The 18,876-nt window shown below is 62.3% G+C and carries 9 protein-coding genes; 4 read left to right on the forward strand and 5 right to left on the reverse strand.

Annotated elements, in window-relative coordinates; translation table 11 throughout:
- Both WNE31_RS17045 and WNE31_RS17050 read right to left on the reverse strand, forming a co-directional pair.
- On the reverse strand, nucleotides 1–10,145 hold a 10,145-nt coding region (locus WNE31_RS17045; protein ID WP_349981156.1), incomplete at its 3' end, for a calcium-binding protein.
- A 304-nt stretch (nucleotides 10,146–10,449) separates the two neighbouring features.
- Nucleotides 10,450–11,772 (reverse strand): ferredoxin reductase family protein, encoded by a 1,323-nt coding sequence (locus WNE31_RS17050; protein ID WP_349981157.1) that lies wholly within the window; start codon nucleotides 11,770–11,772, stop codon nucleotides 10,450–10,452.
- 112 nt (nucleotides 11,773–11,884) lie between these two features.
- On the opposite strand from WNE31_RS17050, the gene WNE31_RS17055 reads away from it, so the two are divergent.
- Nucleotides 11,885–12,496: an MliC family protein gene (locus WNE31_RS17055; protein ID WP_349981158.1), complete on the forward strand. Its 612-nt coding sequence runs from the start codon at nucleotides 11,885–11,887 to the stop codon at nucleotides 12,494–12,496.
- 3 nt (nucleotides 12,497–12,499) lie between these two features.
- Here the strand turns inward: WNE31_RS17055 and WNE31_RS17060 are convergent, their stop codons facing one another.
- Both WNE31_RS17060 and WNE31_RS17065 read right to left on the reverse strand, forming a co-directional pair.
- Nucleotides 12,500–13,216, reverse strand: a complete 717-nt coding sequence (locus WNE31_RS17060) for an RlmE family RNA methyltransferase (protein WP_349981159.1) — start codon at nucleotides 13,214–13,216, stop codon at nucleotides 12,500–12,502.
- An 84-nt stretch (nucleotides 13,217–13,300) separates the two neighbouring features.
- Nucleotides 13,301–14,413 carry a Ppx/GppA phosphatase family protein gene (locus tag WNE31_RS17065; RefSeq protein ID WP_349981160.1) on the reverse strand — a complete coding sequence of 371 codons (1,113 nt, stop codon included), beginning with the start codon at nucleotides 14,411–14,413 and terminating at the stop codon, nucleotides 13,301–13,303.
- 226 nt (nucleotides 14,414–14,639) lie between these two features.
- Between WNE31_RS17065 and WNE31_RS17070 the strand changes: the two genes are divergently transcribed.
- The 3 genes from WNE31_RS17070 to WNE31_RS17080 are packed head-to-tail and all read left to right on the forward strand — an operon-like array spanning nucleotide 14,640 to nucleotide 16,985.
- Nucleotides 14,640–14,936 carry a virulence factor gene (locus tag WNE31_RS17070; protein ID WP_349981161.1) on the forward strand — a complete coding sequence of 99 codons (297 nt, stop codon included), beginning with the start codon at nucleotides 14,640–14,642 and terminating at the stop codon, nucleotides 14,934–14,936.
- A gap of 26 nt (nucleotides 14,937–14,962) precedes the next feature.
- Complete coding sequence (locus tag WNE31_RS17075; RefSeq protein ID WP_349981194.1) at nucleotides 14,963–15,886, forward strand: methylenetetrahydrofolate reductase; 924 nt, start codon at nucleotides 14,963–14,965, stop codon at nucleotides 15,884–15,886.
- Between the two features lie 16 nt (nucleotides 15,887–15,902).
- On the forward strand, nucleotides 15,903–16,985 hold the full coding sequence (locus WNE31_RS17080; RefSeq protein ID WP_349981162.1) for a methyltetrahydrofolate cobalamin methyltransferase: 1,083 nt from the start codon (nucleotides 15,903–15,905) through the stop codon (nucleotides 16,983–16,985).
- A gap of 178 nt (nucleotides 16,986–17,163) precedes the next feature.
- Here WNE31_RS17080 and WNE31_RS17085 read toward each other — a convergent pair whose 3' ends face one another.
- Nucleotides 17,164–18,756: an AMP-binding protein gene (locus tag WNE31_RS17085; RefSeq protein ID WP_349981163.1), complete on the reverse strand. Its 1,593-nt coding sequence runs from the start codon at nucleotides 18,754–18,756 to the stop codon at nucleotides 17,164–17,166.
- Between the last annotated feature and the right edge of the window lie 120 nt (nucleotides 18,757–18,876).

Genomic DNA, 18,876 nt, shown 5'->3' on the forward strand with positions numbered 1-18,876 from the left:
TCGTCGCCATCGCCGCCAAAGATCATGTCGCCAAAGGCCGAACCGGTCAGGGTATCGTTGCCGCCCCCGCCAATGACGGTATCCGCGCCAAAGCCGCCCGCAATCGTGTCGTTGCCGGCATCGCCACGCAACTCGTCATTTCCGTAACCGCCATCAATCGTGTCGTTGCCGTTGCCGCCATAGATCACGTCGCGCAGGTCATCCACGCTGGTGCCGCCCGTCAGACGGTCATCGCCGTCGCCGCCAACCAGAACATCCACACCGTCGCCGCCATTCAGGATATCGTTGCCGTCATTGCCCCGCAGCGTGTCATTGCCTGCAAGACCGGTCAGGGTGTCATCCCCGCCCGCCCCGTTCAGCACATCATTGCCCTGCGTGCCCGTCAGGTTCAGCGCGCCCGACAGCACCACGGCCGAGGTCGGTCCGTTGACGGTTTCGGCGGTGCCCTGCCCATCGGTATAAAGCAGCTGCACCGAGATGCGCGCACCCACGTCCAGATCACCCAGCACATATTGCGCGCCGGTGGCCCCGCCGATGGCGATGTCGTCGCGCAGCCACTGATAGCTGAAAGCGCCCAGACCATCCTCATCGCGAATGGCGCCGGGATTCGCCGTCAGCGTGTTGCCCGAGACCGCTTCGCCACTCAGGGTCAGGGCGCCGGTCGGGGCATCATTCACGTTGCCGACCGCCGGGGTGGCCGCACTGAGCACCTGCTCTGCCGTGCCCTGCCCGTCCGTATAGGACACGCGCACGGTGATGGCTGCGCCCACATCCGCCTGCGTCAGGGCCAGGCTGGTATCCGTGGCGCCGGTGATGGCCACGCCATTGCGCAACCATTGATAGGACAATGCGCCAAGCCCGTCTTCATCCGACAACGAACCGGTGTCGACCATAAGTATCTGATCCTCGCGGGCCGTTCCGGTGATGCGGACACCCCCTGCCGGGGCATCGTTCACATTGCGGACCGCCGGTGTGCGACCGCTCAGAACCTGTTCGGACGTGCCCTGCCCGTCAGTGTAGGAGATGCGGACATTGACCTGTGTGCCCACATCGACCTGTCCCAGACGATAGCTGGCCGCGGTCGCTCCGGTGATCGCGACACCATCGCGCAGCCACTGATAGGAAAACGCGCCAAGGCCGTCTTCGTCCGACAGGGCCGAGGTGTTGGCGGTCAGCAACTGGTCCTCGCGCGCCACACCCGAAAGCGTCACGCGCCCGGACGGGGCGTCGTTGACGTTTTCAACGGCGGCGCTGGCCGTGCTGACCACCTGTTCCGCCGTACCCTGCGCATCCGTATAGGACACGCGCACACTGATTGCTGACCCGACATCGGTCTGGGTCAGTTGATAGGTCGAATCCGTTGCGCCCGAGATCGCAGCCCCATCGCGCAGCCATTGATAAGACAGCGCGCCAAGGCCATCCGCATCGGCCAGGCCCGATGTGTTTGCGGTCAGGGTCTGGTCTTCGCGGGCGGTGCCCTGCACAGATACGCCTCCAGTCGGGACATCGTTCAGGTTGACGATGGTCGCGGTTTCGGCGCTCGTCGCGCTTTCACCCTCGACAGTGACGCGCACCGAAATCCGCGCGCCGACGTCGTCATCGCCCAGATCATAGCTGTCTTCTGTCGCACCGCTGATGGCCACTCCGTCGCGCAGCCACTGATAGCTGGTCGAGGCCGGAAGCTGACCAAAGATGTCGATCACACCGGTCACGGTGGTGCTCAGGGTTGCATCCTCGACCTCGGACCCGCTGAGCGAAACAACCGGTGTCGGGCTGCCGCCCAAGGGCACGCCGACCAGGGTCACGGTCGACCCGTCATCCAGCGTTACAACACGATTGCCCGATCCGTCGTCTGACTGTCCCGCAACAGTCACCGCAGAGGCGTCAAGCCGGTCGCGGCCCAGTTCAAAATCCTCGATCCGGTCGTGGCCCATGCCCGCGCCAAGAACGAAGACATCTTCGCCCGTGCCGCCCGTCAGGGTGTCGTCACCGGCACCTCCGTCCAGACGGTCATTGCCAGCCCCGCCATCAAGGATATCGTCCCCAGCGCGGGCCTGAAGCGTGTCATCCCCTTCAAAGCCGAAGATTTTGTCGAAGTCGTCGCCACCGGTCAGGGTGTTGTTGCCCGAGTTGCCGTTCAAAGTGCTCGACTGGACCCGGATATAGAAATCAAGGTCGCTGGCATCGCCCAATCCGTCCGTCGCCGTCATTGTCACGTAGAACCAGCCCGGCGTTACGCCGGTGGTTTCGCCCGAGAAGGTTTGAGTCGCCGGATCGAACCCGAGCCAGGACGGCAGGGCCGAGCCGTCCTGCATGGCCGCAGAATAGGTGACTCCGTCCACATCCTCGAACAGGCCCGAAGCATCCAGCGAATAAGACAGCCCCTCACGCCAGATCTGCGAGTCAATCGAGCCAAGCTGCGTCGGCGCATCGTTGAACAGCACAAGTGTCGTGTCGTCAAAGATCACGCGTTCGACACGGGCCAGCGTGTCGGTGCCGTTCAGCGTGGTGCCACCGGTATGTGCGATGGTGACCGAGCGTGACGAGGTCGACCCGACCGTGATCGTATACTCTGATGAATTTCCGGCATAGATGGCATAGTCCGTTCCGGCAGAGCCGTCCATGTAGTCATCGCCAAGCCCGCCACGCAACGTGTCATTGCCCGTGGCGCCGTAGATTTGGTCATTGTCGGCCCCGCCTTCGAGGCTGTCGTTATCCTCGCCACCGTAAAGGTAATCGCGCCCCGCATCGCCGCGCAGTGTATCGCCGCCGGTGCCGCCGGTCAGGTAATCGTCTGCCTCGCCCCCTTCGAGCACGTCATCGCCCGCGCCGCCCTCCAGCGTGTCGTTCAGGGTGCCGCCGGATAGGCTGTCATTGCCCTCGCCACCATAGAGCCTGTCATACCCTTCCGCGCCGGTCAGGGTGTCATTGCCCGCGTCGCCATAGACCGTGTCATTGCCAAAGCCGCCGGTGACAAGATCGTTTCCGGCATCGCCCGTGGCCAGATCATCGCCATCGCCGAGACCAATCGTGTCGTTGCCGCGCCCACCATAAATCTGGTCATTTTCAGTGCTGCCAAGCAGGCTGTCATCGCCGTCCAGCCCAAGGATCGTGTCATCCCCGACACCCCCGTCAATCGTGTCATCCCCCGGCGTACCGCCCAGGAAATCAGGATTGACCGACGGTGTGCCGAAGGCCCCGTTGACCAGGTAAATGTCCGTCGTAGAAGACTGTGTCGCCTCGTAAAGCGCGACGAAACTTCCGGTGATCGCCCCTTCCAGCACCATCGAGAAATCGGCGCTGCCGGTGAAGTCGCCATTGCTGTCCACATCGACCTGCAACAGGGTATTGGTGCCGTCAAAAGTGGTCTGGATATCATCATCCGTGAACCGTTCATTGGTGACGGTAATCCGGTCGCCCAGCGAGAAATCGGTGATCGTGTCGCTATTCAGGTCATAACTGCGCCCTGAGAACCCGTCATTCCCGTCGCCGCCGGTCAGCGTGTCGGTTCCGCTGTTGCCGCTCAGAATATCGTCGCCATCTCCTCCGTAGAGAACGTCATCATCTGCAGCCCCATTGAGTGTATCATTCCCCGAATGCCCCCGCAGGGTATCGTTGCCGGAATCGCCCGTCAGAATGTCGTGGTCCGCACCGCCGCCGAGGTCATCGTCCCCGCTGCCGCCCGAGAGATAGTCGTTCCCCTGATCCCCGCGCAGCGTATCGTTGTCATTGGCGCCATAAAGCTGGTCATTGTCGAGACCGCCGTTCAGCGTATCCTCACCCACGTCACCATAGACATAGTCGGCGCCGTTGCCGCCATCCATCAGGTCATTGCCAGCGCCGCCGGTCAGGTAATCATCCTCGATCCCGCCATCCAGCGTGTCATTGCCCGCGCCGGCATGCAGTGTGTCGTTGCCTTCGCCGCCGGACAGGCTGTCATTGTTGTCACCACCGTCCAGCGTATCGCGCCCGAACCCGCCAATCAGCGTGTCCAGACCTTCGTCGCCGTTCAGGCGGTCGTTGCCAAAGCCGCCGTCGATGCTGTCGTCGCCCTCGTCGCCGGTCAGGAGATCGTTGCCGTCATCCCCGCTTAGCGTGTCATTGCCACGTCCGCCAAACACGAAATCGTTCTCGGTGCCACCGCTGAGGCTATCATCACCCGCCAGACCGATCAGGGTATCATCCCCGACGCCGCCCGACAGGGTATCCGCTGCTTCGGTGCCTGCGATTTCGTCCGGGTCGGTCGTGGTCGGGGCAGATGGCCCCGTTGCCGGCGCGACCAGAACGATATCCGTCTCGCTGCTGGAGGTGGTACCTTCGGTTGCCGCCCATGTGCCTGCAAATGTGCCTTGCAGTGTGATCGAGAAGTCCTGTGAACTGGTGGTGTCGCCGTCTCCATCCAGATCAACCGACAGCACGGTGTTTCCATCCAGCGTCGTCGTGGTGAAAATGTCCACATCCGTGAACCGCGCGTTATGCACGACGATCCGGTCTTCCAGGGTGAAGTCGGTGATCAGGTCGCCGTCAAGGAACCAATACCGACCTGCAAACTGATCGCGCCCCGCACCGCCTGTCAGCGTGTCAATGCCACCATCCCCGCCAAGCACGTCGTTGCCGTCACCCCCGTCGAGAAGGTCGTTTTCGGTACCGCCGTTCAGGCGGTCATCGCCGACACCCCCGCGCACGGTGTCATCTCCGCTGTCGCCCGCGACAGTATCATTGCCCTCGCCGCCGGACAGGTCATCATTGCCGCTGCTGCCGGAAAGATGGTCATTTCCACCCTCCCCGGACAGGATGTTATTGCCGCTGCCGCCATAAAGCTGGTCCCGGCCGTCGCCGCCAAACAGCGTGTCGTCACCATTGCCAGCATAGAGATAGTCATCACCGGCTTCGCCCGACAACAGGTCGGTTCCGTCGCCCCCGGTCAGGTAATCATCGCCCTGCCCGCCGTTCAGGGTGTCGTTTCCGGCCTCGCCCTGCAGCGTGTCGTCGTCGTCATTGCCATCAATGCTGTCGTGCCCTTCACCACCTTCGATGGTGTCGCGTCCGGCGCCGCCCGTCAGGGTGTCGTCACCGCCATCGCCCAATACACGATCGTTACCCGCATCACCGCTCAAGGCGTCATTGCCGTCGCCGCCGGTAATGGTGTCGTTATCGTCGCCACCGCTGGCCACGTCATCGCCGGCGCCCGCATTGATCGTGTCGTTGCCTTCGTCGCCGGTGATGGCGTCATTGCCATCCAGAGCGATGATTTCGTCGTTGCCTTCAAATCCGGATATGATGTCCGGCCCGTTCGATCCGCTCAGATTGTCGGCATTGCTGGTGCCGTCGATCACGCCGCCGGTGCCATCCACCAGCAAAATTTCGGTGAAACTGGCCGTGCTGATCGTGGCAAAGGTTTCGGTATAGACCCCGTTCAGCGTCAGCGTGGCATTCGGGTTGCCATCGCCATCACTGTCGATCTGCAGGGTGGTGTTCAGCCCGTCATCGCTGATCGTCAGGTTGGTTTCGTTGAAAATCTCGTTCCGCACACGGATCCGGTCGCCCAGCACGAAATCGGTCAGGGTGTCTCCGTCAAGGTCATAGACGCGCCCGCTGAACAAATCATCGCCAACCCCGCCGGTCAGCGTGTCAGCCCCCGTACCACCGTCCAGCGTGTCATCCTCGGCGCCGCCATCCAGACTGTCGGCTTCGGTCCCGCCATAAAGCGAATCCGCGCCAGCACCGCCCAGAAGCGTGTCTTCGCCGCTGTCACCGTTCAGCCAGTCATTGTCGGCGCCCCCGTCCAGATGGTCATTGCCAGAGCCACCGGACATATAGTCATCACCCCCTTCACCCAGAAGGGAATCCGCCTCGCCCCCGCCATAAAGCTGGTCGGAATCCGTGCCACCATGCAGCGTGTCTTCACCCGCCCCGCCATAAAGATAGTCGCGCTCGGACCCGCCGAACATCAGGTCCTGACCGTCACCCCCCGTGAGATAGTCGTCATCCGCATCGCCGGACAGGGTGTCGTCTCCATTCCCACCGTGAAGCGTGTCTGCACCGGCATCGCCGCGCAGACTGTCATTGCCTGTGCCGCCATCCAGCGTATCCCGGCCCTCGCCGCCGGTCAGCGTGTCGCTGCCTTCGTCGCCATAGGCCCTGTCATTGCCGTCTTCGCCGTTCAGAACATCGTTGCCGATGCCGCCGGTCAGTCCGTCTGCGTCGTCGCCGCCGGACAGGGTGTCGTCACCTGCACCGCCATAAAGAAGGTCGTCGCCCGCGCCACCGCCAAGGAAATCAGCGCCCGCCGCGCCAGATAGGCTGTCATTGCCACCCTGCCCTTCCAGCAGGTCCGCGCCGGAGGTTCCGATGATATCGTCGTCATCCACCGTGCCCGCCGGGTTGCCCGCGCCGCTGTCGGCCTCAAGCCGGATTTCCGTGCCGCTGCCAACCCAGACCGGATCGGATTGCGCCAGCCATGTGCCCGCATATCCGGTGCCTGCCAGCGTGATCGACAGGTCAACGGTGCCATCGCCATCGGTATCAACGCGCAGCAAGGTGTCTCCGTTGAATTCCGTCGTGGAAATATCGACATCGGTGAAGCGGACATTGGTGACGAAGACACGATCCTCTCCGGCGGTAAAGTCCTCGATACGGTCACCTTCAAGGTCATAACTGCGCCCGCGGAACTGGTCCGCTCCGGCCCCGCCAGTCATCGTATCCGTGTCAGTATCACCAGACAGCGTATCATCGCCGTCGCCACCCACCAGCGTGTCGCTTTCTGTGCCGCCCGACAGGTTGTCATTGCCGGTGCCGCCGTCCAGCAGATCGCTGCCCGATGCGCCGCTGAGCGTGTCATCGTCGGCACCGCCTTCCAGAATGTCGTCGCCCGATCCGGCGCTGACATAGTCGTTGCCGCCATCCCCGCGCACCACGTCATTGCCCGAACCGCCATAGACCTGGTCATCGTCGGCGCCGCCGGACAGCGTGTCCTGATCTTCGCCGCCATACACATAGTCGCGGCCCGCATCGCCGCTGAGGTCGTCATTGCCGCGCCCGCCGGTCAGATAATCGTCTCCGTCGCCGCCGGTCAGCGTATCGAACCCGTCTTCGCCGTAAACCGTGTCATTACCAGCATCACCGCCCAGCACATCGTCGCCATCGCCGCCATGCACGGTGTCGCGCCCGTCACCCCCGGCCACAAGGTCATTGCCGGCATCGCCATAGATTTCGTCCTGATCGGCCCCGCCCAAAAGCGTGTCCGACCCCGCATCCCCGCGCAGGAAATCACTACCGTTGCCACCGTCGACCTGGTCATTGCCCGCGCCTGCGAACACATCGTCATCGCCGTCCCCGGCATTCACGATGTCGTTGCCATCCAGCGCGGTCAGCTGGTCATTGCCGCCCAGCCCCTCAAGGCTGTCATTGCCGACCGAGGCCACATGCGTATCGGCGCCCTCGGTGCCGGTCCAGACGCCGCCATTCAGCGACGGCAGGAAAATCTCGGTAAAGTTCGCCGCCGTGATCAGTTGGAAATCGGCGGGCGTGTACACGCCCTGCAGCGTGAAGAACAGGTCATCGCTCAGGTTCTGGTCCGTGTCGATGGCAAAACTGGTGTTGCCGCCAGACACGGTAACGGTGACATCGGCGCTGAAGAAGCTTGCGTTGGTGACGCGTACCCTGTCGCCCGCAGCAAAGTCGGTGATGATGTCCCCGTTCAGGTGATAGCTTTGCCCTTCGAACAGATCGTCACCCGCGCCGCCGGTCAGGGTATCGACCTCGGTACCGCCGCTCAGCGTGTCATTGCCATCGCCGCCTTCCAACTGGTCGTTGCCCGCGCCGCCATCCAGCCGGTCCGCATCCGCGTCGCCCATCAGGTGGTCGTCACCGCCGCTGCCGGTCAGCGTATCCGCGCCGGTGCCCCCGTGAAGAACGTCGTCATCCGAGCCGCCAGAGACATAATCGGCGCCCGCATCGCCATATAGCGTGTCATTGCCGCCCGCGCCATACAGCTGGTCGTTCAGATCGCCACCACGAATAAGGTCCTGATCGTTGCCGCCATAAAGGTAATCGGCCCCTGTGCCGCCCTCGATGGTATCGTTGCCATCATCCCCGAGGATGTAATCGGCCCCGCTGTCGCCAAGGATGCTGTCCGCCCCATCGTTGCCATACAGGGTGTCGTCCGAAGCCCCGCCATCAATCGTATCGTTGCCGCGATCACCATAGAGCGTGTCCTGACCGGTTCCGCCAAGAATGCTGTCACCGCCGTCGCCGCCAAAGATGACATCACTGCCGGCATTGCCCGACAGGGTGTCGGCGCCGTGGTCGCCTGAAATGGTCTCGCCCGCATCGCCGCCCTGCACCTCGTCATTGCCAAGGCCTGCCATGATCGAGCGCGTGCCGAGATCGCCGGTCAGCGTATCGTTCCCGGCGTTGCCAAGGATCACGCCTGCACCGCCTGCCGTCACGGCCGCGGCGCCTGCATCATCGACAATCGTGCCGCGAACAGGCGCGCCCGAACCACCCAGACCCGCCGTCGGATAGGCGCGGATGGTGGTGTTGCTGCCATCAGTCCAGGTCAGGAAATCGGCATTGATCACGCCGGACAGGGTCACCACCGTATCGGCAACGCCATCGCGATCAGTGTCCATGGTCAGAATCGTGTTGCCACCCGACATGCTGACCGTGACATGTCCGTCATCAAACCGGCGGCCTGTGACGGTAATCGCATCGCCTTCGTCCACCGCGGTGGTGATCTCGAAATCCGTAATCCGGTCGCCGTCCAGATACTCGGCCCGGTCGACAAACACGTCCGCACCGCTGCCACCGGTCAGGGTGTCACTGTCCTGACCACCGCTCAATCTGTCGGCACCATCGCCGCCGGACAGGCTGTCAGCATCAAGGCCCCCATCCAGCGTGTCATCTCCGGCCTGGCCGAACAGGGTGTCCTCTTCCCCGTCGCCATACAGGACGTCATCGTTTGCACCGCCATCCAGCCGGTCAGTGCCCGCGCCGCCGGACAGCCAGTCGTTCCCGGCGTCCCCCCAAAGCGTATCACGCCCCGAGCCACCATATAGGTCATCAGCGCCCTCATTGCCGCGCAACGAGTCCTGATCCTGCCCGCCCTGAAGCGTGTCGTTATTCTCCCCGCCAGAGAGCGTATCGTTGCCCGAACCGCCATCAAGATAGTCATTGCCGGTATGCCCCGACAAAAGGTCCGCGCCCGCATCGCCATACAGGTGATCCGCGCCTCCGTTCCCGTCGAGCGTGTCGTCATCCGACCCGCCACGCAGCGTGTCGGACCCGCCTTGCGAGGTCAGGGTGTCTGACCCGCTGCCACCATCGGCAAAGTTGCCTGAGTCCGTTCCCGTGTCCAGCACGTCATCGCCAGAACCACCATAAAGTGAGTTGCGGCCCGAGACCCCCGACAGATTGTCATTGCCCGCGTCCCCGACAAGCCAGTCATTGCCCGCATCGCCCGACAGGGTGTCATTGCCAAAACCCGCATAGATGGAATCGTTGCCATCCCCGCCCGACAGATCATCATGCTGACCGGCTCCGATCAGGCGGTCATTGCCCGCCCCGCCATCCAGCGTGTCGGCCGCCGCCGAGCCGTCAAGGCTGTCATTCCCGACCGTCGCGGTGCCACCGGGGGCGGCAATATAGACGATGTCGCTGCCATCCGGCCCGGCAAGCGCGGCGAAATACCCCCCCGAGAAGGTACCGTTCAGGGTCACCGAAATATCAAAGCCCGGCGTCACGTCGGTGTTGATCTCCAGCAGCGTGTTGCCTCCCGCGCCGGTGCTCTGGAAGCTGTCGTCAAACAGGAAGCTGCCCGAAACCCGCAGCACATCCTCGACCGAGAAATCCGTGATCACGTCGGTGTCCAGCGCCTCGGCCCGGTCGCGGAACACATCCGTGCCGGTGCCGCCGGTCAGGGTGTCCTGCCCCGCCCCGCCCGACAGCGTATCCGCGCCGTCGCCGCCGTTCAGGCTGTCATTGTCGCTGCCGCCCGACAGCAGGTCATCGCCTGCCTCACCCAGAAGAGTATCCGCCCCGGCCTGCCCGTTCAGCTGGTCATCCCCGGCCCCGCCCGAGATGCTGTCTGCCGTTGAAGTGCCGTTCAGGATATCCGAGTCGGTGGTGCCGGTGATGTTTGCCATGGGGGGCTCCGTTTATCGCAGAGGGCCAGCACGCGAGGCTGTCCAATGGTCGTAACCGGTAGTCATTACGACCTACATGCGTTCATGTGAAAAAATGTTGCGCGTTGTCGTGACCAGACTTTCCAAAAACTCTGGTTGTGTCAACCCGCGCCGCCCGCTCTTTGACGCAAAATCTCAAACTAGTTTACCTACCATCAGGACAGATCAGCGCAGGGCAAACATCAAGGCCGCAAGGCACACTCCGACCGCTACAAGGCGCAGCATCACAGCCAACCGTTTGCGCGGCGCACGCGGCAGGACGGGATCAGTCATAGTCAAACCTTTCTGAGAGAATCCGGTGCGCTGGCGTGCCGCGCCGGATCAGGTGGTCTTCGACGCCATCCATCATTTCCTTTGGTCCGCACATCACGAAAAGCCACGTGGAAAACTCCGCATCGCTAAAGCTGCGATCCAGAAGCGCGGGGTCAATCATGCCGGTCTCTCCGGTCCAGTTTTCGGGCGGCTCGGACAGAACATAGCGGGTATCCACCCTGTCCAACGCGTCCTTACAGGCGATCTGGCGCACTTCGCGGTTTCCGTACAGCACCCTGACTGCGCGCGGGTCGCCTTCATGCTGCATCTGCCGCAAGATGCCCAGCAGCGGCGCCACACCGATTCCGCCGCCGATCAGCGCGATGCCCGGCTCGGCCCGCCCGGCCACGGACAAGGTGCCATAGGGCCCGTCGACATGGGCCTTGGTCCCGACCGTTACCTGATCCAGCGATCCGGTGAAATCGCCAAGTTCCTTGATCATGAACCGCAACCCTGCGCCCTCTGCCGGGGCCGAGGCAATGGAAAACGGGTTGTCTGCCAGTGAAAACGCACTGCGCCCCAGCTTGATCCAGGCGAATTGTCCTGCCTCATAGCGCAACCCCTTGTGGCCATCCGGTGTCAGGGTCAGCTCCCATTGATGTGGCGTCAGACGGCGCAGCCCCGTGACTTTCCAGCGGTGCCGCCGATGCCAGAGCGGCATCAGCAGGTAAACATGCAACAGCGACGCCACCGCCACCCCAGTCAGACCCAGCCAGAGCCAGACCATCACCGGATGCCCGCCATAGCGCCCCGCATAGACGGTGTGATGCAACAGCAAAAGCGCGATCACCAGCGCCCCGACCCCGTGCATCACGCGCCAGACCTCGTATTTGAAATCCAGTTGCGGCCGGAACACCGCCAGCGCCACCAGCGTCGGCAGCAGAGCATAGGCAAGGATCCCCGTCACCAACGCGGAAAAATCGGTGGTCAGCACCAACTGCCGAGTCGGATCCCACGGGCGCGGCCCGCCTGCTGGGGCACCGGAATAGAACAACGGGTGCAGCACTGCAAACCCCAGCGCCAGACGCGCCATGACCTGGTGCAGGCGCATGGTGATGTCCATGCCTACCGAATTCGACACCGTCTTGAACCGCCCCGACAGCACGAATTCCACAAGGATCATGGCAAAGGCAAGTATGCCCAAACCCGATCCCAGTTCCTGCAAAAACGGGCGCGGCGGGCCGCCGGTGGTCCATGACAGGACCAGCGGCAGGGTCACGACAGCCAGATAGGCAAGGCTCAGGACAATCAGCTTCACACCTGTTTTGTGACCCATTCCAAAGGTCAACACAATGCGGCAGCTTTCCGCGCCGGGTCGATACAAACGTTGACTCGTGGCAGACCCGATGCATCCTTTCACCAACCAGCCCTTTTCCGGAGCCCCACCCATGACCCGCCTGATTGTCGTACTTCTCTTGACCGCCGCGCCCGCCTTTGCCGAGGACGGGCCTTCCTTTGATTGTGCCAAGGCCGAAAGTTCGGCCGAGAAACTGGTCTGTGAAAACGCTGAACTTGCGCGGCTCGACCGGCAGGTGGCTGACAGCTACAGTGCCGCGCTTGCGGCTGCGCGAGGTCTGGATGCCGGGGCCGCCGAGGCCGAAGACCTCTTGCGCGCCACGCAGCGCGGCTGGGTCAAGGGGCGCGATGAATGCTGGAAGGCCGCTGACCTGACCGACTGTGTGACCTTTGCCTATCAAAGTCGCAACAACGAACTGGTGACGCAATGGATGTTGCACCCCCCACGCGCCACGGCCTTCTGGGCCTGTGACGGCAACCCAGCCAACGAGGTCGTGACCATGTTCTATGACACCGAGCTGCCTTCAGTCCGGTTCGAGCGCGGCGACAGCATCGACACCGGCAACCTTGTGCGGACGGCGTCGGGATCGAAATACGAAGGCAGTTTCGGGCGTTCGATCTGGATCAAGGGCGATGCGGCCACCTATCGCGACCCCGACCCGGACGGCACCACCTATCAATGCACGCTTGTACGCGAGGAATGATGCCTAGCCACGGAACCCCGTGGCGACGACGAATTTTTCGGAACTATCCGACCGGCTGGCGGGCGGCTTGATATTGGCAACCTTGGTGAATTTCTGCTTGAGCAGTTTTTGCAGGTCGCCCTCGGCCCCACCGGCCAGAACCTTGGCCACAAAGGTGCCGCCCTCGTCCAGCACGTCAAACGCAAAATAGGCCGCTGCTTCGCACAGGGCCATGATCCGCAGGTGATCGGTCTGCTTGTGACCGGAACTGGCTGCTGCCATGTCAGACATAACCACGTCGGCCTGCCCGCCCAGCCATTCTTTGACCTTGAGGTCTGCGTCGTCCTCCATGAAATCCAGTTGGTGAATTTCACAACCCGCGATCGGTTCGACCTCTTGCAGGTCGACACCAAGGATGGTGCCGACCTTCTTGCCCGGCTTCTCGCCCAGTGCATTGACGCGCTTTACCGCAACCTGACACCAGCCGCCCGGTGCACAGCCCAGATCCACGACTCGCGCCCCCGGCACAAGGAACCGGAATTTGTCGTCCAGTTCCATGATCTTGAAGGCCGCCCGCCCGCGATAGCCCTCGGCCTGCGCGCGTTTCACATAAGGGTCGTTCAACTGCCGCTGCAACCAGCGCGTCGAGCTGAGCTTGCGGCCCCGTGCGGTCTTTACCTTGACCTTGAGGTCCCGCTGTCCGCGCCCCGATGTGTTCTTGCCGGTTGGTGTCTTTGCCATCACTTCAATCCTTCGCCCCGCGCAAAATTTTCTGGAAAATTTTGCAACCGGAAAATTCTTCTGGAAGAGTTTTCTTTTTACCCGTTAGAACGGGCCGCCTTCAAGCACTCCGTCTGCGCTCATCTGCGCATAAAGCAACCCTTCGCGCAGTCCACGATCCGCCACGGAGAGACGGTCCGTAGGCCAGCACCGCAACAGCGCCTGCAAAATGGCCGAGCCCGACATGATCAACGCCTGCCGGTCCTGCCCGATCCGTGGATCGCGTCGCCGCCCCGCAGGCCCAAGGTCCAGATAGCCGCGGATCACCTTGTCGATCTGGTCGCTGGTCATGCGCAACCCGTCGACCTTGGTGCGGTCATAGCGGCGCAGGCCCAGATGGCTGGCCGCCACCGTCGTCACCGTGCCCGAGGTGCCCACGATCTGGAACCCCTCGCGCGGGGGCACATCCTTGTAGGGGGCGAATTCGGCGAGGTTTTCCTCGAAGAACCAGCTCATCAGCGCGAACCGCGCGCCATCATCTTCGACATCGCTGAACTGGTCGCGCAGCGTTGCCACCCCCAACGGCACCGAGATCCAGTCCACCACCTTGGCCGCCGGAAACAGGCTGTCGCCCGCATGAAACCCGGTGTGCAGCCGCATGATCGCATTGGGCCGGTCCACTTTGGGCACCTGCGTGAGGTCGATCCAGACCAGCTCGGTCGAGCCGCCCCCGATATCCACCACCAGCAATTGTTCGGTCTTGGTGCTGACCAGCGGCGCGCAGGAAATCACCGCCAGCCGCGCCTCTTCCTCGGGCTTGATGATTTCCAGCTGAAGGCCGGTTTCCCGCCGCACCTGATGGATGAAATCCTTCGCGTTACGCGCGCGTCGGCAAGCCTCGGTCGCGACCAGTCGCATCCGTTTCACACGGTGCCGTTTCAGTTTCTGCTGACAGATGCGCAGGGCCTGCACCGTACGCCGCATGGACCCACGCGACAGACGGCCCGTGCTTTCCAGACCCGCGCCCAGTTGCACGGATTTGGAAAAGCTATCGACCACATGAAACTGGTTGCCCTTGGGTTGGGCAATCAGCATGCGACAACTGTTCGTACCCAGATCGAGTGCAGCATAAAGCTCACTCGGATCGGGCGGTTTCGGCGCGGGGCTCTCAACCGGTTTCGGGAACGCGCCCGCACCTTTGGGACGCTTGGGCGCCATGACTCACGCCCTCCATTTCGAGTTACCTTCAACCTATGTCGGGAAATGGCCCCGCGCAATCCCCTGTGGGTGGCTCATCATCATCATTAGGAATTTTCCAATGATTGCCGCGCGCCCTGCGGTTACATGTGTCGAGGTCGCGGAACGCAGGTGTTCTGTCGAAAACGTACATCAGCGCCTCCCAAGCGTGACTTATTGAAAAAAGACCGAAACCGAGGAATCAGACATGCCCGACGTTACCATCGTTTACTGGCGCGACATCCCTGCCCAGGTCATTGTTGGCAAAGGCCGCCGTGGCGCCAAGGTGCAACTGGCCGAACGCTTTGAACAGGCAATCGACCGGGCCGCGATGAAAATCGGCGCCAAGGATGCCGATGCTTATCTGGCGGAATGGCGCAAGGCTGATCCCTACCCGGTCGAGGGCGACCCCGCAGACGTGGCCAAAGCGGAAGCGGCCCGCCTCGAGGCGGAATTCGATCAGGAGCGCCTCAAAGCCCTGATCGCCAATGAAGGCCGGGCATGACCCGCAACGCGCTATGGGAGGCCGTGATGGCACTGTTGAACTTCAAGAAAAAAACGGATGACGTCAAAACCGTCCGCCCCGAGGTCGAAGCCTTTCTGAAAGGCTATTCGATCGAAGTCATGCCGCGCACCGCGGCCAAGGTCGAGGATTTCCGTACGCTTCTGCCCGAGGGCACACGCGTTTACATCGCCCATATCGAAGGCACCCCGATCGAAGACATGGTCGCCACGGCCAAACGACTGAATGCCGAAGGCTATCCCGTGATGCCGCATTTCCCGGCGCGCATCATCAAGGACAAGGCCACGCTGGAAAACTGGATCGCCATGTACCAGGGCGAAGCGGACGTGAAACAGGCGCTGTTGCTGGCCGGGGGCGTGGACACCCCGCATGGCGATTATCACTGCTCGATGCAGCTTTTGGAAACCGGCCTGTTTGACAAGGCGAGCTTTACCAACCTGCACGTCGCGGGCCATCCCGAGGGCAACAAGGACATTGATCCCGACGAGTCGCACAAGAACGTGGACGATGCGCTGCGCTGGAAACAGAAATTCTCGGAAACCACGGATGCGCAAATGGCACTGGCGACACAGTTCTGCTTTGACGCCAAGCCGATCATCGCCTGGGCCGACGGGTTGAAAGAGGCCGGCATCGACATTCCGGTGCATATCGGCATCGCCGGTCCGGCCAAGCTGCAAACGATGATCAAGTTCGCCATCGCCTGCGGCGTGGGCCCGTCCCTCAAGGTGCTGCAGAAACGCGCAATGGATGTCTCCAAGCTGCTCTTGCCCTATGAACCGCACGAGGTGATCAACGACCTGGCCGCACACAAGGCCGCCAACCCCGACTTCAACATCGAGAAGGTGCACTTCTTCCCGCTGGGCGGCATCAAGACCAATGCCACCTGGGCCATCGACAACGGCGGCGCTTCGACCGTCCCTGCAAAAGCTTAAACCAACAGGATCAAGTATGACCCGTACTATCATTGAATCTAAAACAAAAACCACGATCATGGGGTTTGACCAGCCGTTCACCGTGATTGGCGAACGCATCAACCCGACGGGCCGCAAGATCCTGAACGAAGAACTTGAGCGCGGTGATTTTTCCCGTGTCGAGTCCGACGCTCTGGCGCAGGTTGCCGCCGGGGCGACCGTGCTGGACATCAACTCGGGCGCGGTGTTCTCGAACAAGATGGCCGAAGACCCGCGCTATGCCGACAATAACTTTGTCGAACCTGATCTGATGCGCGAATTGGTGAAACGTGTACAGGCCGTAACCGACTGCCCGCTCTGCATCGACTCGTCCGTGCCCGGCGCGCTTGAGGCCGGTCTCGAAGTCGCAGAGGGCCGTCCGCTGCTGAATTCGGTCACCGGCGAGGAAGAGCGCCTTGAGGTCGTTCTGCCGCTGGTCAAGAAGTACAACGTGCCGGTGGTGGCGATCTCGAATGACGACACCGGCATTTCGGAAGACCCCGAAGTGCGTTTTGCCGTGGCCAAAAAAATCGTCGAACGTGCGGCCGATTTCGGCATTCCCGCCCATGACATCGTCGTGGACCCGCTGGTGATGCCGATTGGCGCGATGGGCACGGCGGGCCTGCAGGTGTTCGAACTGAACCGCCGCCTGCGCAACGAACTGGGCGTAAACACCACTTGCGGTGCGTCGAATATCTCGTTCGGCCTGCCCAACCGTCACGGCATCAACAACGCCTTCCTGCCCATGGCGATGGCCACAGGCATGACCTCGGCAATCATGAACCCGGTCGCCCTGCCCGTCGGCCCCAAGAAACTGGCCGAGAAAAAGGCCGAGGTCGAGGCCGCAGGCATCATCCTGCCCGCAGACATGGACGACGAAACCTTTTGCCAGATGTTCGGCCTTGGCAGCACCAAACCGCGTGCAGGCAAGGAAATGGAGGCCATCCGTGCCGCCAACTTCCTGACCAACAACGACGAAGGCGGTGCGGCGTGGATCGCGTTCAACAAACAACCCGCCAAACCCGGTCAGGAAGGCCGTGGCCGCGGGGGCCGCGCAGGGGGCCGTCGCCGTCGCGCGTGATCCGGTTCACGGAACTTCAAGGAATTAGGGGGGCATATCGGGCACATGACCGGTATGCCCCTTCTCTTTTGATCGGTTTTGGCGCGACCGTGACGGGTTGGCGACCACTCAATTGTCCTGCTCAGTCCTGCGCGGTTGCCAACAATCGATAGAAAGGACTCGTCAGAAAATCTCTGGGCTACCCGCGTTTCTTGCGTGACCGGAAATCCGCCGCGCCGTGGGTTGGGTCTTCGCCTTCGGCAAACATCGCGTGTTTCTGGATTTTCTGGGTGCCCGTGACCGGAATGTTTTCAACAAACCGGATCCAGCCCGGCGCCTTGTAATAGGTCAGCCGCGCAAAACACCAATCGAACAGGTCTTCGGCGGCGACACTGGCATCGGTGAGGGATACGCAGGCCAGAACCTCTTCGTCACGCAGCGCGTCCGGCACGGCCAGTACAGCGACACGATCCACCGCCGGGTGATCCTGCAGGCAGGCCTCGATCTCGGCGGCGGCGATGTTTTCACCGGACCGTCGGATGATGTTCTTCTTGCGATCCACGAAAAAGAGCATGTCGCTTTCGTCCATCATCACCGTGTCACCAGTGTGGAACCAACCGCCGCGCCAGGCCTCTTCGGTTGCTTCCGGGAGGTTCAGATAGCCCGAAAACGCCCCCCTGCGCGGGGTTTCGGCGCTGTGGCGCAGCACCATTTCGCCCGCCGTGCCGCGCGGCACTTCGCGGTCATGTTCATCCACCACCCGCACCTCAAGCCCCGGCCCGGGCCGCCCGAAGGCGCGCGTGTCGATATGACGGGGTTCGGTGTTGGCAGCAAGGATGCGGCACATCTCGGTCATGCCCCAGACCTCGATCAGCGGAAAGCCGAACCGTTTTTCAAAGGGCTCATGCAGGGTGGGCTCAACCCCGGCACCCACTGCAAACCGCAGACAGTGCTTGTCGTCCCAATCGCCCTTGGGCAGGTTCATAAGTGCGGGAATGACAATACCAAGGTAATGCGCCACCGTCGCGCCGGTCTCGGCCAGTTCGCGCCACCACGAATTGGCGCGGAACCGTTCCGGGATGATCTGGCATCCTCCGATTTCGATCATGCAATAAAACGATATAATTCCGGCATTTACATGGAACAGTGGAAGTGGATTATACAGTCGCTCCTGCCCCTCGCGAAAGGCCAGCAAACCGCCACGCGACGCATACCAACGCCCCATGTCAAGTTCGTAGGCGTGGCTGATGATACAGCCTTTGGGGCGCCCCGTGGTGCCCGAAGTATAGATCAGGCTGGCCTCTGTATCGCCGTCCACCGCATCATCCGACGCGGCACGCGGCGCTGGCGGCAGGACGACAAGATCGTCGTCTAGCAACACATGAGCCACCGCCTGTGTGGTCTCGGCAATCCCGTCCTGCATCAGCACCAGATATTCCGGCGCCACAATGGCCAGATCAGCGGCGCTGTCTTCCAGAAGATAGGCCAGCTCGGACGGGCGGTAATCGGGATTGACCGGTACCCAGCTGATCCCAAGCCCGTTCAGCGCCAGTTTCAACAGCATCATTTCGGGGCGGTTTCCCAACAGAACGGCCACACGGTGCCGATGCCCATAGCCCGCAGCACGCAACTGGTCCTGCCAGCGGTGCACCAGATCGCGTGCAGCGCCATAGGTGATACCAAAGCCGCCGGAGTGATAGTTTCGCGCCGCATCGGCGGGCACCATCAGGAACAGGTTCTCTGCGTAATCCGTTGCTTTTGCGTCGAAATAGCTGCCGATTGTGTCCTTCACCGCGTGGTCCTCCCAAACCATTTCCGCCTCTGTGTCGCCGACAATAGCCGCCCGCCTTGCCGGTGCAATCCCCCAAAGACGCCACACGGGGCCAAGTCACGCAACGGCGCTTTCCCCAAA

Origin of the sequence: Shimia fortis (genome assembly GCF_040225985.1) — a bacterium.
Taxonomy (GTDB): domain Bacteria; phylum Pseudomonadota; class Alphaproteobacteria; order Rhodobacterales; family Rhodobacteraceae; genus Shimia.

Excerpts from the sequence above, each read along its gene's own strand:
- WNE31_RS17050 (WP_349981157.1), bottom strand. The coding sequence starts at position 11,772 with ATGGGTCACAAAACAGGTGTGAAGCTGATTGTCCTGAGCCTTGCCTAT.
- WNE31_RS17055 (WP_349981158.1), top strand. The coding sequence starts at position 11,885 with ATGACCCGCCTGATTGTCGTACTTCTCTTGACCGCCGCGCCCGCCTTT.
- WNE31_RS17060 (WP_349981159.1), bottom strand. The coding sequence starts at position 13,216 with ATGGCAAAGACACCAACCGGCAAGAACACATCGGGGCGCGGACAGCGG.
- WNE31_RS17065 (WP_349981160.1), bottom strand. The coding sequence starts at position 14,413 with ATGGCGCCCAAGCGTCCCAAAGGTGCGGGCGCGTTCCCGAAACCGGTT.
- WNE31_RS17070 (WP_349981161.1), top strand. The coding sequence starts at position 14,640 with ATGCCCGACGTTACCATCGTTTACTGGCGCGACATCCCTGCCCAGGTC.
- WNE31_RS17075 (WP_349981194.1), top strand. The coding sequence starts at position 14,963 with ATGGCACTGTTGAACTTCAAGAAAAAAACGGATGACGTCAAAACCGTC.
- WNE31_RS17080 (WP_349981162.1), top strand. The coding sequence starts at position 15,903 with ATGACCCGTACTATCATTGAATCTAAAACAAAAACCACGATCATGGGG.